Genomic DNA, 13,699 nt, shown 5'->3' on the forward strand with positions numbered 1-13,699 from the left:
GTCTTTCTTGCTAGCGGCCACGAAGCACGTGGATGGCCGGGTCATCTAGCGCGAAGACGCGCTTCGCGCTTCTGCCCGGCCATGACAACAACTAATAGCAGAATCACAAGAGCAATAATTCGACCGCCGCCGAAATGTCAGCAGTTGTCATCAGGCCTTCTTCGGCGGCTCATAGAAGAACCGCTCGCGAAAGATCCGGTCGCCGCGCCATTCCTGCATCGCGACTTCGTCGATCCGCATCGCCGCGCCGGACGGATAGGTGAAATCGAAGATCCAGTGGATCGCGACACGATCGCCCTCGAGGACCGAGGAAACGCAGGTCGTGACAACGCTCGACACCCGCTCCAGCGTCGCGCGCTCCTGCCCCACCAGCACGTCGCGGCCGACGCGCGGCGGCGCTGAGTTCTCCTGCATGGTGGCGTCTTCGGTGTAATAGCGCTCGATCGCGCCGGCATGGTCGCCGGAAACGACGACGGCGATGAATTCGTCAAGACGCGCGCGTGAGGGCATGAGGCCTCCAGAATGTGACTGCTATCAGATAGTGGGGCCGGCAAGTTCGTCAACTTCCCGCAGCTTCGCCCGCCGCCGCGCGAATGATGCGAGCGACAGCACCGCGAGCCCGAGCAGCACCGGCGGGAACACCACCATGTTGACCATCGACCAGCCGTAATGCGCCAGCAACTGGCCTGACGAGAACGAGCCGATCGCCATCATCCCGAACACCAGGAAATCGTTGAAGGCCTGCACCTTGTTGCGCTCCTGCGGCCGGTGCGTCTCCAGCACCAGTGCGGACGCGCCGATAAATGCAAAGTTCCAGCCGACGCCGAGCACGATCAGGCAGGCCCAGAAATGCATCGCCGATATCCCGGACAATCCGATCAACGCGGCGGCGGCCTCCAGCGACAGGCCGAGCGCGACGATACGCGGCGCGCCGAAGCGTGCGATCAGCGAGCCCGTGAAGAAGCTCGGCCCATACATCGCCACGATGTGCCACTGGATACCAAAATTGGAATCGCTGACGGTGAGCCCACACATCTTCATCGCGAGCGGCGCTGATGTCATCACCAGATTCATCATGGGATAGGCAATTACGCCGCACAGCGCCGCCGCAATGAATCGCGGCTGCCGCGCGATCTCGAACAGCGGCCGGCCGCCATGCATGTCCGCCGCCGCAGGTTTTGGCGCATCGACGCCGGACAAAACCGCCATCGCGACCAAAGCGACGAAAGCCTGCATCAGAAAGCTGAAGGCGAACAGATAAGGCGGCCAGATATCCATGGTCCATTGCACGAGCTGCGGACCGAGCACGCCGGCGAACACGCCGCCCGCCATCACCCACGACACCGCCTTCGGGCGGAACGCGACGCTGGCGCCGTCGGCGGCGGCAAAGCGATAGGATTGCGACACCGCGCCGTAGAGTCCGCCAAAGAAGGTCGCGCAACAGAACAGCCAGAACGCGCCCTGCAGGATCGCGAGCGCGCCGATCAGACCGGTGAGCACGCCGCAGCCGGTGCCGATGATGAAGGCGATGCGGCGGCCGTAAGCGCGCGAAATCATACCGGTCGGCAGCGTGCCGGCGGCAAGGCCCAGCACATACATCGAGAGCGGCACGGTCGCGAACGAGATGTCGGGCGCCAGCGTCGCGCCGACGATCGAACCGGTGGCGAAGATCACCGCCGAGTTGGCGCCGGTCAGCGCCTGCGCCGCGGCGAGCCGCAGCACATTGGCGCGCGCCCGCGCGTCATCGACGATCTCTGCGGTGGCAGTGGCATCCAGCATCGGCATTCCCGCCCGGCAGGCCCCGGCGGGAGCCGCAATTCATTGGCTTGTTTGATTTGCGGTACTATGGAGACGTGCAGACGTGCGATCAACCGACGCAAACGGGCGCGCGCTATGCGCTGGGCTCACCCTTCATTGATCGCTCGAACACCAGAATCAAATTATTCGCCGGCATCGGTACGGTTTCGATCAATGCAAGCCCGACGCCTTCAGCCAATCGGCTGACATCTTCAATATCGCGCACGCCCCATTCGGCGTCGCGATCGCGCAGGCTGGTGTCGAAGACGGCATTGCTGAGCGCGGTGTGCTTGCCGTCGCGCTTGAAGGGACCATAGAGAAACAGCTGGCCGTCGTTGCGCAAGTAACGCGCCGCGCCGGCGAACAATCCTTCCGCGACGCGCCAGGGCGCGATGTGAATCACATTGGCGCAGAACACCGCCAGCAATTCGGAAGGCCCGCTGCCGTCCTGCATCGCAGGCGACCATGCGGGATCACTGAGATCAATCCGCATCGCAGGACGGATGTTCGGCAGGCCCGCATGCGCGCGCCACGCCGCAATACTGTTCAGGTGCGCCTCGTTGAAATCGCTCGGCCACCAGGTGATGTCGGGCGTATGGCGGGCGAAATGCACCACATGCTGGCCGGTGCCGCTGCCGGCCTCCAGCACGTCGCCGGACTTGCCGGCGAGGAATTTCTGCAGCACCGCCCAGATCGGCGCATGGTTGCGATGGAATGCGGCCGCGTCCAGCCGGCCGTCGGCCTCAATCGGACGGCCATCCTTGCCAAACTCCACCACAAACTCAGCCACCGCAAAATCTCACTTCAAGTCTCCGCAATAGATTTCCTTCAAGAGCTGCAGGACGCGCAGGGCGCGCTGGTCGACGACGCGGTAATGCAGCGTCTGCGAGGCACGCCGGAATTCGACCAGGCCGTCGGCACGCAATTTTGCCAGATGCTGCGACAGCGCCGACTGACTGAGCTTGGCGACGCCGACGAGTTCACCGACCGTCATCTCGCCGCGCACCGCGAGAAAGCAGAGAACCAGCAGCCTCTTTTCGTGACCGAGCAATTTGAGCAATTGCGCGGCCTCACCGGCCTGTTTCGCCAGCTTCTTCAGGGACGCCTCGTCCTCGGCGCCGTTACCGATGGGCATCTTGTTGGGTGTTGCCGCTTCTGCTCTCATCGCCTTTATCCGGATCGAAATCAGCGCCGACAAGGCGCGGTGCACCAGTTTATCGCGCCCATGGTTATTTAGCATTGACTAAATTAGTGAACGACGATAAACCCGCGAAAAAGCAACAAAAGATGCGGCCAAGTGGCGGCAAGGGGAATGAAACGTGCGGCCTGATCTCTGGCGCAGCATATCTCTACTGTCGAGCACGGGCGCGCACACGCGGCTCGGCCGGCGCTCCCTGCTCGGCCTCGGCGCCGCACTGACCGGCGGCTTGGCGCTCGGTCCAAAACAGGGAAATGCAGAGCCCTCGCCGGCTTCCCCGCCGGCGGACGCGCCTTGGTCGCAATCGATCGGGCCCGGCGTGGTCGACCGTCCCTATGGCCGGCCCGCCGACACCGAGACCGGCGTCATCAGGCGCAACGTGCCCTGGCTCACCGCCGGCACCGAATCCTCGATCAGCTTTTCGCCGCTGCAGGACCTGCACGGCATCATCACGCCGAACGGCCTGTTTTTCGAGCGCTATCACGCCGGCCGGCCGGACGTCGATCCTGAGCAGCACAAGCTCATGATCCACGGCCTGGTCGAGCGCCCGCTGCTGCTCTCGATGAAGGACATCGTCCGTTTCCCGCAGGTTACGCGGATCCATTTCATCGAATGCCCGGCCAATGGCGGCATGGAGTGGCGGGCCGCGCAGTTGAACTCGCTGCAGTTCAATCACGGCATGATCTCCTGCGCGGAATGGACCGGGGTGCGGCTGTCGACCCTGCTGGAAGAGGTCGGCATCAAGAAGGAAGCCAAGTGGGTCATGGTCGAGGGCGCCGACGGCGCGCACATGAACCGCAGCCTGCCGCTCGACAAATGCCTCGACGATTGCCTCGTGGTGTACGCGCAGAACGGCGAGGCGCTTCGGCCCGAACAGGGTTATCCGCTGCGGTTGGTGGTGCCGGGCTGGGAAGGCAATGTCAGCATCAAATGGCTGCGCCGGATCAAGCTCGGCGACAAACCCTGGCATTCGCGCGAAGAGACCTCGAAATATACCGACCTGATGCCGGACGGCACCTCGCGCGGCTTCACCTGGCTGATCGACGCCAAATCCGTCATCACCTTCCCCTGCCCCGAAAAGCCGCTCTCGGATCCCGGCCTCTATGAGATCAGGGGATTGGCGTGGACCGGCAACGGCAAGGTCAAGCGCGTGGACGTCTCGACCGACGGCGGCATCAATTGGCAGAGCGCGCGGCTGCATGAGCCGGTGCTGTCGAAGGCGCTGACGAAATTCACCATCCCCTGGCGCTGGGACGGCGCGCCGGCGCTGCTGGAATCCCGCGTCATCGACGAAACCGGCTATGTGCAGCCGACCATCGCGCAGCTGCGCAAGCAGCGCGGCACCAATTCGGTCTACCACAACAATTCGATCCAGACCTGGCAGGTGAAGGGCGACGGGAGCGTGTTCGATGTCCAGCTCGGTTAAGCACCTCGCGCTACTTTGCGCCGGCATGGTCATCGCGGCCGGCACCTTCGCTTACGGCGCCGAGCCCGGATATTACGGCTATGGCGAGCGGGCGACGCCCGAGCAGATCGCCGGCTGGGATATCGATGCGCGCGGCGAGGATGGTGTGGGCCTGCCCGCGGGCCGCGGCGGCGTGATCAGGGGCGCGGAGGTCTATGCCGAGCAATGCGCGGCCTGTCATGGAACTTTCGGCGAAGGCGAGGGCCGGTTTCCCAAGCTCGTCGGGGGCGCCGGGACGCTCAGGGACGACCGGCCGGAGCTGACGGTCGGCAGCTACTGGCCGTTTGCGCCGACCCTGTGGGACTACATTAACCGCGCCATGCCGATGGCCGCACCGCACACATTGTCAGCCGATGACGTTTATGCTTTGACCGCCTATATTCTGAACCTGAACGACCTCGTCCCCAGTGAATTTGTCGCCGACCGGGAAAGCTTGCCGAAAGTCAAAATGCCCAATCGCGACAATTTCCTCTGGACCGATCCGAGGCCCGATACGGCAGCGAAACCGTGCATGAGCGCGTGCGTTGACCCTGCCAGCGTCAAAATCGTGTCCACGGCGGAAGGCAAGAACCTGACGCCACGTACGACGGGGCCACTCGACACCATGCAGGCAAAGTAGAATTGGCAAGCAAAGTAGAATTGGCAAGCTGAACAGGAATTACGGGAAACGTCCTTGAGCAACGCACCTCTAAACAAGCTCGGCCTGATCGCGGCGACGGTGCTGGCGCTATCGATCGGCGCGGCCGCTGGTCCCGCTGCTGCCCAGTCCGCGGCGGCGGAAGGCCAGAAACTGGCGTTCGACCGCAGCAAGGGCAATTGCCTGACCTGCCACGCCATCAAAGGCGGCCAGTATCCCGGTACGATCGGGCCGGAACTGGTCGACATCAAGAGCAAGTACCCCAACCGCGACGAACTCATCGCCATTATCTACGACGAAACCAAGCGCAATCCGCTGACAGTGATGCCTCCGTTCGGACGAAACCGGATTTTGACCGACAAGGAAATCAGCGCGGTCGTGGATTTCCTGCAAACATTGTGACGACGCGCCTTTCAGGAGAACTTTCGGATGACACGTACTGACAATGGATTTTCCGCCACGCGGCGCCTGGTCCTGCAAGGCGCGGGCGCGGTGGCGCTGGTCGGCCTTGGCAATCTTCCTTTTGGCCTCACGCAGGCGTTCGCCGCCAACGACAAATATCCGGAAGAGGCGTTCAAGCAGAAGACCGAAGCCGACGCGATCAAATCGCTCTATGGCAGGACGGCAGAAGCTTCCGACAAGGTAAAGATGGACGCGCCCGAGATCGCCGAGAACGGCGCGGTGGTGCCGGTATCGGTTTCGACGACGCTGGCCGACGTGACCTCGATCTCGTTCCTGGTGGCTGAAAACCCGGTCGCCCTGGTGGCCTCCTACAAGATTCCGGCCGGCACGATGCCGAACGTTGCCAACCGCATCAAGATGGCGAAGACCAGCAACGTGATCGTCGTCGTCGAAGCCGGCGGCAAGCTCTACAGCGCCACCAAGGAAGTCAAAGTCACCGTCGGCGGCTGCGGCGGCTAAGACACAGATAATCGAAGGATCGAAAAAATGGCATCGACCATTCGCGTGCGCGCCACCTCGTCAGGCGAAACCACCGAAGTGCAGGCGTTGATCCAGCATCCGATGGATTCCGGCTTCATCAAGGATTCCAAGGGCGAGCTCATTCCGCCGCATTTCATCCAGCAATTGACCTTCGAATATAACGGCAAGCCGGTATTCGTTGCCGATTGGGGCGGCGGCGTCTCCAAGGACCCCTACGTCAAGTTCGCCTTCAAGGGCGGCAAGAAGGGCGACGAGCTGAAAGTGAGCTGGGTCGACAACAAGGGCGCCACCGACACCACCACGGCGAAGATTCAATGAATCTGCGAGCCAGGATACAGTTCGCTGCGGCAGCCTTCGCGCTGGCCCTGCTGGCGTTCGCCGCACCGCCCGCGGTCTCCGCCGACAAGGTCGACCCGGTCGCCGACGAGAAAGCATTCAAAAAATTCTTCTACGACAAATTCCCCAAGCTGAAGCCGGAAGATTTCGTCAACGGTCCCTATTCGATGGACGCGGACCTGTACAAGCAATGGCAGGACAAGGAACAGTTCCCGCCCTACGAGTTCTCGCTCGAACTGGGCAAGGAGATGTTTTCCAAGCCGTTCAAGAACGGCAAGACCTATGGCGACTGCTTCCCGAATAAAGGCATCGGCATCCGCCAGGACTATCCCACCTTCGACGAGAAAGAAGGCAAGGTCATCACGCTGGAGCTGGCACTGAACCGTTGCCGCGAAGCCAATGGCGAGCCGGCGTTCTCCTATGTGCGCGACGAGATGGCGGCGCTGACCGCCTACATGGCCTTCACCTCGCGCGGCAAGCCGTTCAACATCAAGGTTCCGAACGACCCGCGCGCGCTGGCGGCCTATGAAAACGGCAAGGAATATTTCTACACGCGGCGCGGCCAGCTCAATTTCTCCTGCGCCACCTGCCATGTGCAGAGCCCGGGCGAGCGGGTCCGCACCGAAGTGCTGGCGCCGGCGCTCGGCATTGTCAACGCGATGCCGATTTATCGCTCCGAATGGAACGGCATGGGCACCACCAGCCGGCGCTTCACCACCTGCAACAGCCAGATCCGCGGCGTGCCGCTGACGCCGCAGGACGATGAATACCGCAACGTCGAATATTACCTGTCCTATGTCAGCAACGGGCTGCCGATATCAGGTCCGGGAGCGCGGCCATGAGGATCACGACACTCACATCGATCGCGGCGTTGCTGCTGCTAGGTGCGACATCGGCGCTGGCCGCGGGCGAGGACGACTACAAGGCCGCCTACGCCGCCGCGGAAGCTGCCAACAAGCAGGCGGCTTCCTTGCGCAATCAATGGACCACGACGGCGTCAACGCTGGCGGTGGCCAAGAAGTTCGCCGACGGCGGCGATTTCGACAAGGCCACGGCGTCAGCCAAAGAAGCGGAAGCGCTGGCGAAAGCTTCGATCTTCCAGGCGACCAGCGAAAAGGAACGCTGGAGAGATTTGGAAATTCGTTGAGAGCGTTTTGCGACGCGCGGAGATTAGTATGCCGATCCGCCGCCGGGATTTTCTGACGCTAGCAGGCGCGGCTACCCTCGCAGGCAGCCTGCCTCGCCTCGCGCACAGCGCCGACAGCGTCTACGACCTCGAGCGCTTCGGCAATGCGCGCATCCTGCACATCACGGACACCCATGCGCAGCTCAAGCCGGTGTTTTTCCGCGAGCCCAGTGTCAATCTCGGCATCGGCTCGATGCAGGGCAATCCGCCGCACCTGGTTGGCAAAGCTTTTCTCGACCGCTTCGGCATCCGGCCCGACAGCGCCGATGCCTATGCCTTTACCTGCATTGAATTCGAAAAAGGCGCGCAACGGTTCGGCAAGCTCGGTGGCTTCGCGCATCTGAAGACGCTGGTCGACCGCCTGCGCGGCGATGTCGGCGCCGGCCGCTCGCTGCTGCTCGACGGCGGCGATCTCTGGCAGGGCACCGGCCTTGCCAACGTCATGCAGGGCGCCGACATGGTCGACGCCTCGAACCTGCTCGGCATCGACGCGATGACCGGCCACTGGGAATTCACCTATGGCGAGAAGACGCTGCGCAGCAATCTCGAGCGCTTCAAGGGCGAGTTCCTGGCGCAGAACGTTTTCCTGACCGAGGAAGCCGCCTTCAACGACGCCAAGGCGTTCGATCCGGCATCGGGCCGCGTGTTCAAACCGGCCACGATCAAAGAGATCGGTGGCCGTCGGGTTGCCGTGATCGGACAGGCTTTTCCTTACGTGCCGATCGCGCACCCCAAGCGCTTCACGCCGGACTGGAAGTTCGGCATCCGCGACGAGGAGTTGCAGAAGCTGGTCGATGGCTTGCGCAACAACGACAAGGTCGATGCGGTCATTTTGCTGTCGCATAACGGCATGGACGTCGATCTCAAGCTCGCCAGCCGCGTCACCGGCATCGACGTCATTCTGGGTGGCCACACCCACGACGCGGTGCCGCAGCCGATTGCGGTGACCAATCCGGGCGGCGTCACGCTGGTGACCAATGCCGGCTCGAACGGCAAGTTCCTGGCCGTGCTCGATCTCGACATCGGCAAGGGCAAGGTCGCGAACGTGCGCTACCGGCTGCTGCCGGTGTTCTCCGAACTGCTGAAGCCGGATCCGGCGATGCAGGGGCTGATCGACAAGACCCGCGCGCCGCATGCGGGCGACTGGGTCGACAAGATCGCTTCGGCCGATCGCCTGCTCTACCGCCGCGGAAATTTCAGCGGCAGCATGGATCAGTTGATCTGCGACGCGCTGCGCAGCGAACTCGACACCGAAATCGCGCTGTCGCCGGGCTTCCGCTGGGGCACCACGACACTGGCGGGCCAGCCGCTGACCATGGAAGACGTGCTGGCGCAAACCGCGGTCACCTATCCCGAAACCTACGTCGCGACCATGACCGGCGCCCAGATCAAGGACGTGCTCGAGGACGTCTGCGATAATCTCTTCAATACCGATCCCTACTACCAGCAAGGCGGCGACATGGTCCGGCTCGGCGGCCTCGCCTATGCCTGCACGCCGGCGGAAGGCGTCGGCAAGCGGATCTCCGAACTGACGCTCGACAATGGCAACCCGCTGCAAGCCGCCAAGAGCTACAAGGTGGCGGGATGGGCTTCGGTCAACGAACAGACCGGCACGCCGGTGTGGGACGTGGTGGCGAAGCACCTGAAGTCAGGCAAGCCGCCCAACCGATCGGCCCCGGGCGTGACGCTGAAGGGCGTCGAAGGCAATCCGGGCATTTCGAAACAGGCATGACAGGCCTTACCACCACCCTGCGCATCATGACCGCGGCGCTGTTGATCGCAGCGACCGCACCGGTCGTGCGCGCCCAACAGGCGCCGCTGCAGGACAAGCCGTTTGCCGAGCACAAGATCGTGCTGCAGCTTTCGGACAATGACCCGCGCAAGCAGGGTCTCGTGCTCAGCGTCGCCAGCAATCTGATGAAGCACTACGACCCCGACAAGGTCGCGATCGAAATCGTCGCGTTCGGCCCGGGCATCGAACTGCTGCGCCCGGAAAATCCCAACCGCAAGATGGTCGAGAGCCTGGTCGCCCAGGGTGCGCGGTTCAATATCTGCCTCAACACCGTCGACACGCTCGAACGCGAAAGCGGCAAACGGCCGGAGTTCATCGCGGCGGCGACACCGGTTCAGGTCGGCGTCGCGCAGATTCTGTTCCTGACCGAGAACGGATATACACTGGTGAGACCGTGATCGAGCCTTTGATCAGCAAGATTACCCCGAAAAAGCCACGTCGGAGAGACGAAAGCCGTTTGAGAGGCGCGACGAAATAGAATAATATCCTCCGCGAGAAGTAGAGAACGCGGCAGCGATCATGATCTTTCGTCAGCTCTTCGACAGCGTTTCGGGCACCTACAGCTATTTGCTGGCCAGCCGCGCCGGCGGCGAGGCGCTGATCCTCGATCCCGTGCTGGAAAAGGCCGACCGTTATTGCCAGCTGCTGCGCGAACTCGACCTGCGGCTGGTCAAGGCGGTCGACACCCATCTGCACGCCGACCACGTCACGGGCCTCGGCGAGCTGCGCGACCGCACCCAGTGCATCACCATCATGGGCGAACAGAGCAAAGCCGACGTGGTGTCGATGCGTGTCTCCGACGGCGACAAGGTGATGATCGAAGGCTTGAGCCTGGATGTCATGTACACGCCCGGCCACACCGATGATTCCTACAGCTATTTGATGGGCGACCGCGTCTTCACCGGCGACACGCTCTTGATCCGCGGCACCGGCCGCACCGATTTCCAGAACGGCAGCGCGCGGGCGCAGTATGACTCGATCTTCAACCGGCTGTTGAAGCTGCCTGACGAGACCATGGTCTTCCCCGCCCACGACTACAAGGGCGACACGGTTTCCACCATTGGCGAGGAGAAGCGCTACAATCCGCGCCTGCAGGTGCGCGGCATCGACGAGTATGTCGAGCTGATGAACAATCTCAATCTGCCGAATCCAAAACTGATGGATGTGGTGCTGCCGGCCAACATGCATGTCGGCCTGCACCAGGACGATCTCGCCAAACAGGGCCTCGCATTGTCAGCGCGCGCCGCGATCGACAGTATCGGCAAGCCCGACATCCTGCTGGTCGATCTGCGCGAGGCCAGCGAGCGCGCCAAGCACGGCACGCTCTCGGGCGCGCTGCATGCGCCCTATCCCGGCATCGCCGAAAGCTTAGCGCCGGGCGGCATGCTGCGCGAAGTCGCGGCCGCGACGGGACGGCGCGTGGTGTTCTTCTGCGCGTTCGGCGAACGCTCGGCGATGGCGGTGACCGCCGCCAAGAACGCCGGCCTTGCCAACACCGCCCATATCGAAGGCGGCATCGACGCCTGGAAGAAAGCCGGCGGCCCGGTGGTGATGGGGTGAATACTCACGGAACGTAGGGTGGGCAAAGGCGCACTCGCGCCGTGCCCACCATTCTATCCGAATGCGAGAATGGTGGGCACGCTTCGCTTTGTCCACCCTACGCTTCGCCGCGACTGTTACCGCCCCACCCGTTTCAATTCCGCCGTCAGCACATCCAGCGCTTCCGCCAGCATCACGCCGCCGCATTCGGTCAGCCGTTCCGGAATCACGATGCGCTTTTCCGGCGGATAGAACCGCGCGAGCGCCGGATGCAGCAGAAAAGCCTGGCCGTCGTCACGCGCGAAATCGCCGGCCTGCGACACCAGCAGCAAATCCGGTTTCTGGCTCACGATCGCCTCCAGCGAGGCGAAGCCGCCGAAATTGAAGCCGAGATCGCCGGCCGTGTTGAACAGCCCGGTCTCGGCCAGCAGCGAGCCGACAAAGCTGTCGCTGCCCGCGACCCAGCCGCGCCGCGACAGCGGCAGCACCCGATAGTGTTTTGCGGCGACAGCCTGGCGCGCCCGTGCGAGCGCGGCATCGAGCAACGCGATCTGCGCCGCCGCGCGATCGGGGTGACCGACGATATCACCGAACTCGCGAATCTGGTCCTTCACCTCGGGCAAGGTTCGCGGCACCGGAAGTTCGGCAAGACGCAACCCGTGCGCTTTGAGCAATTCCCGCGTCGAACGCTTGTCGTACAGATTGGCGACGACGATGTCGGGCTTCAGCACCATCACGTCTTCCGCACCGCCCGACAGTTTTGGATAGCGAGCGACGTCACCGGCCACCCAGGCATCGCGAGAATACCGCGAAAGCCCGAGGATCTGTTCGGGATCGGCCAGCGACAGCAGCAATTGATCGCTGCAGACGTTCATCGACACGATGCGCGGCAATTGAGCGGCCAGCGTCGCGCCAGGCATCGCCAGCGCCGCAACCGCCAGCAGCACGGCAAGCCGGCGGCGCATCACAGATCCGCCCACGGCACGATTACGGCCTCGCGCTGGTATTCGGCGCGGTAGGCGCTGATCCGGAACACGTCGGCTATCACCTGCTCCGACAGCGCTTCCACCGGCGCGCCCTGCGACACCAGCCGGCCCTCCTTCAGAACCAGCACATGATCGGCGAATCGTGCGGCGAGGCCAAGGTCGTGCGTCACCACGATGACCAGCACGCCCTTGTCGGCGGTGGCGCGCAGGTTCTTCATCACGTCGATCTGGTGCCGCGGATCGAGCGAGGCGGTCGGCTCGTCGGCGAGGATGACCGGCGCTTCCACCGCGAGCACGCGCGCCAGCGCGACGCGGCTGCGCTCGCCGCCGGACAGTTCGGTGACGCGGCGCTCGCTGAACTCCACCACATCGACCGCCTGCATCGCACGCAATACTGCGTCAGTATCCCTTGGCGACAGCCGCGCCGGATCGGTCGCGCCGTGCGGATAGCGGCCGAGCGCCACGATGTCGCGCGCCGGCAGCGGCCAGTGCACGATGTGGCCCTGTGGCAGATAGGCAAATCGCTTGGCGCGTTCGCGCAGCGACAGACCGGCCAGTGCGTCGCCGCCGATGTGGATGTCACCGCGGGACGGCAGCAGCCCCGACAGCGCCCGCAACAGCGTGGTTTTGCCGGCGCCGTTCGGCCCGACCAGGGCGACCAGATGACCCGCGCTCAGCGACAGCGTGACATCGCTGAGCACATGGCGGCCAGCCAGCGTCACGTTCACGCCTTGCGCCGTGAGAAGCGCGGCTTCGCTCATGCGACACCTCCCCCGAGCGCGCGGCGTTCGCGCGCGATCAGATAGAGGAAGAACGGCACGCCGATGATCGAGGTCAGCACGCCGACCTTGATGTCGCTGGTCGAGGGAATGATCCGCACCGCGATGTCGGCGGCGAGCAGCAGCGCCGAGCCTGCCAGCGCACTCGGCACCAAGAGCCGCGCCGGATCATGGCCGATCAGGGGCCGCATCAGGTGCGGCGCGACGAGGCCGATGAAGCCGATGGTGCCGGTGACCGCTACCGCGCCGCCGACCCCGAGCGCCACGCCGGTGATCACGATCAGCCGCAGGCGCCCGACATCGACGCCGAGGCTCTGCGCAGTTTCCTCGCCAAGGCTGAGCGCGCGAAAGGAATGGCGCTGGCTGAACAGGATGATGCCGCCGGCGATGATGAACGGCAGCGCCAGCATCACGTGCTGAAAACTGCGATCCTCCAGCGATCCGAGCAGCCAGAACGCGATCTCCAGCACCACGAACGGATTGCTGGAGAGGTTCATCACCAGCGCGGTAGCGGCGCCCGCCAGACTCGAAATCGCAAGACCGGCCAGGATCAGGATCAGCAGCCCGGCATTGCGGCCTGCAATCGTCAGCAGCACGAACACCGAACCGAACGCCGCCATGATCGCCACGACAGGCAGCGCATAGGAGCGCACATCGGCCCACCCCAGCGCGATCACCAGCACCGCGCCGAAGGCGGCCGATTGCGGCGCACCGAACAGCGAGGGCGAGGCCAGCGGATTGCGCAGCAGGCCCTGCAGCGACGCGCCCGACATTCCGAGGATGGCGCCGATCGCCAGCGCCAGAATGGTCCGCGGCAGGCGGATTTCCCGCACGATCACCTGCGCCACGTCGCTGCCGCCGCCGAGGAGGGCTTCAATCACCGCCAGCGGCGACAGCCGCACCGGCCCGATACCGAGCGAGATCAGCACCAGCAGCGCGACAAGGCCGGCAAGCGCGGCCGTCACGCCAATCCGGCGCCGCGCGGCCTCCTCGTTTGCAGCAGTGATGGTCTCAACACTCATCGATCGTCCCCGAACGGTCA

At 63.9% G+C, this 13,699-nt stretch carries 17 protein-coding genes; 10 read left to right on the forward strand and 7 right to left on the reverse strand.

The window, feature by feature from the left end:
* Positions 1–150: 150 nt before the first annotated feature.
* The 4 genes from JQ574_RS04320 to JQ574_RS04335 form a co-directional block, all read right to left on the reverse strand.
* Positions 151–510, reverse strand: coding sequence for a nuclear transport factor 2 family protein (locus JQ574_RS04320; RefSeq protein ID WP_212208898.1), 360 nt, complete (start codon positions 508–510; stop codon positions 151–153).
* 24 nt (positions 511–534) lie between these two features.
* Entirely contained in the window at positions 535–1,779 is a 1,245-nt protein-coding gene (locus JQ574_RS04325) for an MFS transporter (RefSeq protein ID WP_212208899.1), read from the reverse strand.
* A 112-nt stretch (positions 1,780–1,891) separates the two neighbouring features.
* The gene (locus JQ574_RS04330) at positions 1,892–2,587 is read right to left on the reverse strand and encodes a DUF938 domain-containing protein (protein ID WP_212208900.1); all 696 of its coding nucleotides are present in this window, start codon (positions 2,585–2,587) and stop codon (positions 1,892–1,894) included.
* Positions 2,588–2,596: 9 nt separating this feature from the next.
* On the reverse strand, positions 2,597–2,932 hold the full coding sequence (locus JQ574_RS04335) for a helix-turn-helix transcriptional regulator (protein ID WP_212033593.1): 336 nt from the start codon (positions 2,930–2,932) through the stop codon (positions 2,597–2,599).
* A 208-nt stretch (positions 2,933–3,140) separates the two neighbouring features.
* Here JQ574_RS04335 and soxC point away from each other — a divergent pair, with 208 nt between their 5' ends.
* The 10 genes from soxC (at position 3,141) to JQ574_RS04385 (ending at position 10,913) form a co-directional block, all read left to right on the forward strand.
* Positions 3,141–4,421 (forward strand): sulfite dehydrogenase, encoded by a 1,281-nt coding sequence (soxC, locus tag JQ574_RS04340; RefSeq protein WP_409363401.1) that lies wholly within the window; start codon positions 3,141–3,143, stop codon positions 4,419–4,421.
* A 25-nt stretch (positions 4,422–4,446) separates the two neighbouring features.
* Positions 4,447–5,079, forward strand: coding sequence for a c-type cytochrome (locus tag JQ574_RS04345; protein ID WP_249119082.1), 633 nt, complete (start codon positions 4,447–4,449; stop codon positions 5,077–5,079).
* An 84-nt stretch (positions 5,080–5,163) separates the two neighbouring features.
* Positions 5,164–5,499, forward strand: coding sequence for a sulfur oxidation c-type cytochrome SoxX (soxX, locus tag JQ574_RS04350; protein WP_212208987.1), 336 nt, complete (start codon positions 5,164–5,166; stop codon positions 5,497–5,499).
* 27 nt (positions 5,500–5,526) lie between these two features.
* Positions 5,527–6,018, forward strand: coding sequence for a thiosulfate oxidation carrier protein SoxY (gene soxY / locus JQ574_RS04355; protein WP_212208902.1), 492 nt, complete (start codon positions 5,527–5,529; stop codon positions 6,016–6,018).
* Between the two features lie 27 nt (positions 6,019–6,045).
* On the forward strand, positions 6,046–6,357 hold the full coding sequence (gene soxZ, locus JQ574_RS04360; protein WP_212001821.1) for a thiosulfate oxidation carrier complex protein SoxZ: 312 nt from the start codon (positions 6,046–6,048) through the stop codon (positions 6,355–6,357).
* Positions 6,354–7,217 carry a sulfur oxidation c-type cytochrome SoxA gene (gene soxA / locus JQ574_RS04365; RefSeq protein WP_212208903.1) on the forward strand — a complete coding sequence of 288 codons (864 nt, stop codon included), beginning with the start codon at positions 6,354–6,356 and terminating at the stop codon, positions 7,215–7,217. Before soxZ ends, soxA begins: the two co-directional genes overlap by 4 nt.
* Positions 7,214–7,522, forward strand: coding sequence for a hypothetical protein (locus tag JQ574_RS04370; RefSeq protein ID WP_212208904.1), 309 nt, complete (start codon positions 7,214–7,216; stop codon positions 7,520–7,522). The genes soxA and JQ574_RS04370 overlap by 4 nt, the downstream gene beginning before the upstream one ends.
* Before the next feature lie 28 nt (positions 7,523–7,550).
* The gene (gene soxB / locus JQ574_RS04375) at positions 7,551–9,293 is read left to right on the forward strand and encodes a thiosulfohydrolase SoxB (protein WP_212208905.1); all 1,743 of its coding nucleotides are present in this window, start codon (positions 7,551–7,553) and stop codon (positions 9,291–9,293) included.
* A complete protein-coding gene (locus tag JQ574_RS04380) occupies positions 9,290–9,751 on the forward strand; it encodes a hypothetical protein (RefSeq protein WP_409363398.1) in 462 nt (153 codons plus the stop codon). The genes soxB and JQ574_RS04380 overlap by 4 nt, the downstream gene beginning before the upstream one ends.
* 121 nt (positions 9,752–9,872) lie before the next feature.
* Positions 9,873–10,913 carry an MBL fold metallo-hydrolase gene (locus tag JQ574_RS04385; RefSeq protein WP_192735547.1) on the forward strand — a complete coding sequence of 347 codons (1,041 nt, stop codon included), beginning with the start codon at positions 9,873–9,875 and terminating at the stop codon, positions 10,911–10,913.
* Positions 10,914–11,029: 116 nt separating this feature from the next.
* Here the strand turns inward: JQ574_RS04385 and JQ574_RS04390 are convergent, their stop codons facing one another.
* Genes JQ574_RS04390 through JQ574_RS04400 form a run of 3 tightly spaced genes read right to left on the reverse strand, consistent with a single transcriptional unit; the run spans position 11,030 to position 13,679 of the window.
* Positions 11,030–11,857 carry an ABC transporter substrate-binding protein gene (locus JQ574_RS04390; protein ID WP_212208906.1) on the reverse strand — a complete coding sequence of 276 codons (828 nt, stop codon included), beginning with the start codon at positions 11,855–11,857 and terminating at the stop codon, positions 11,030–11,032.
* Positions 11,857–12,639 carry an ABC transporter ATP-binding protein gene (locus JQ574_RS04395; protein ID WP_212208907.1) on the reverse strand — a complete coding sequence of 261 codons (783 nt, stop codon included), beginning with the start codon at positions 12,637–12,639 and terminating at the stop codon, positions 11,857–11,859. The genes JQ574_RS04390 and JQ574_RS04395 overlap by 1 nt, the downstream gene beginning before the upstream one ends.
* Positions 12,636–13,679 (reverse strand): iron ABC transporter permease, encoded by a 1,044-nt coding sequence (locus tag JQ574_RS04400; RefSeq protein WP_212208908.1) that lies wholly within the window; start codon positions 13,677–13,679, stop codon positions 12,636–12,638. Before JQ574_RS04400 ends, JQ574_RS04395 begins: the two co-directional genes overlap by 4 nt.
* Positions 13,680–13,699 lie beyond the last annotated feature (20 nt).

The sequence above is a fragment of the Bradyrhizobium sp. AUGA SZCCT0158 genome (genome assembly GCF_018130065.1).
Taxonomy (GTDB): Bacteria; Pseudomonadota; Alphaproteobacteria; order Rhizobiales; family Xanthobacteraceae; genus Bradyrhizobium.

What these genes read in the sequence shown, in the direction of transcription:
- JQ574_RS04320 (WP_212208898.1), bottom strand. Translation starts at nt 510, where the DNA reads ATGCCCTCACGCGCGCGTCTTGACGAATTCATCGCCGTCGTCGTTTCC.
- JQ574_RS04325 (WP_212208899.1), bottom strand. Translation starts at nt 1,779, where the DNA reads ATGCTGGATGCCACTGCCACCGCAGAGATCGTCGATGACGCGCGGGCG.
- JQ574_RS04335 (WP_212033593.1), bottom strand. Translation starts at nt 2,932, where the DNA reads ATGCCCATCGGTAACGGCGCCGAGGACGAGGCGTCCCTGAAGAAGCTG.
- JQ574_RS04345 (WP_249119082.1), top strand. Translation starts at nt 4,447, where the DNA reads ATGGTCATCGCGGCCGGCACCTTCGCTTACGGCGCCGAGCCCGGATAT.
- soxY (WP_212208902.1), top strand. Translation starts at nt 5,527, where the DNA reads ATGACACGTACTGACAATGGATTTTCCGCCACGCGGCGCCTGGTCCTG.
- soxZ (WP_212001821.1), top strand. Translation starts at nt 6,046, where the DNA reads ATGGCATCGACCATTCGCGTGCGCGCCACCTCGTCAGGCGAAACCACC.
- soxA (WP_212208903.1), top strand. Translation starts at nt 6,354, where the DNA reads ATGAATCTGCGAGCCAGGATACAGTTCGCTGCGGCAGCCTTCGCGCTG.
- JQ574_RS04370 (WP_212208904.1), top strand. Translation starts at nt 7,214, where the DNA reads ATGAGGATCACGACACTCACATCGATCGCGGCGTTGCTGCTGCTAGGT.
- soxB (WP_212208905.1), top strand. Translation starts at nt 7,551, where the DNA reads ATGCCGATCCGCCGCCGGGATTTTCTGACGCTAGCAGGCGCGGCTACC.
- JQ574_RS04380 (WP_409363398.1), top strand. Translation starts at nt 9,290, where the DNA reads ATGACAGGCCTTACCACCACCCTGCGCATCATGACCGCGGCGCTGTTG.
- JQ574_RS04385 (WP_192735547.1), top strand. Translation starts at nt 9,873, where the DNA reads ATGATCTTTCGTCAGCTCTTCGACAGCGTTTCGGGCACCTACAGCTAT.
- JQ574_RS04390 (WP_212208906.1), bottom strand. Translation starts at nt 11,857, where the DNA reads ATGCGCCGCCGGCTTGCCGTGCTGCTGGCGGTTGCGGCGCTGGCGATG.
- JQ574_RS04395 (WP_212208907.1), bottom strand. Translation starts at nt 12,639, where the DNA reads ATGAGCGAAGCCGCGCTTCTCACGGCGCAAGGCGTGAACGTGACGCTG.
- JQ574_RS04400 (WP_212208908.1), bottom strand. Translation starts at nt 13,679, where the DNA reads ATGAGTGTTGAGACCATCACTGCTGCAAACGAGGAGGCCGCGCGGCGC.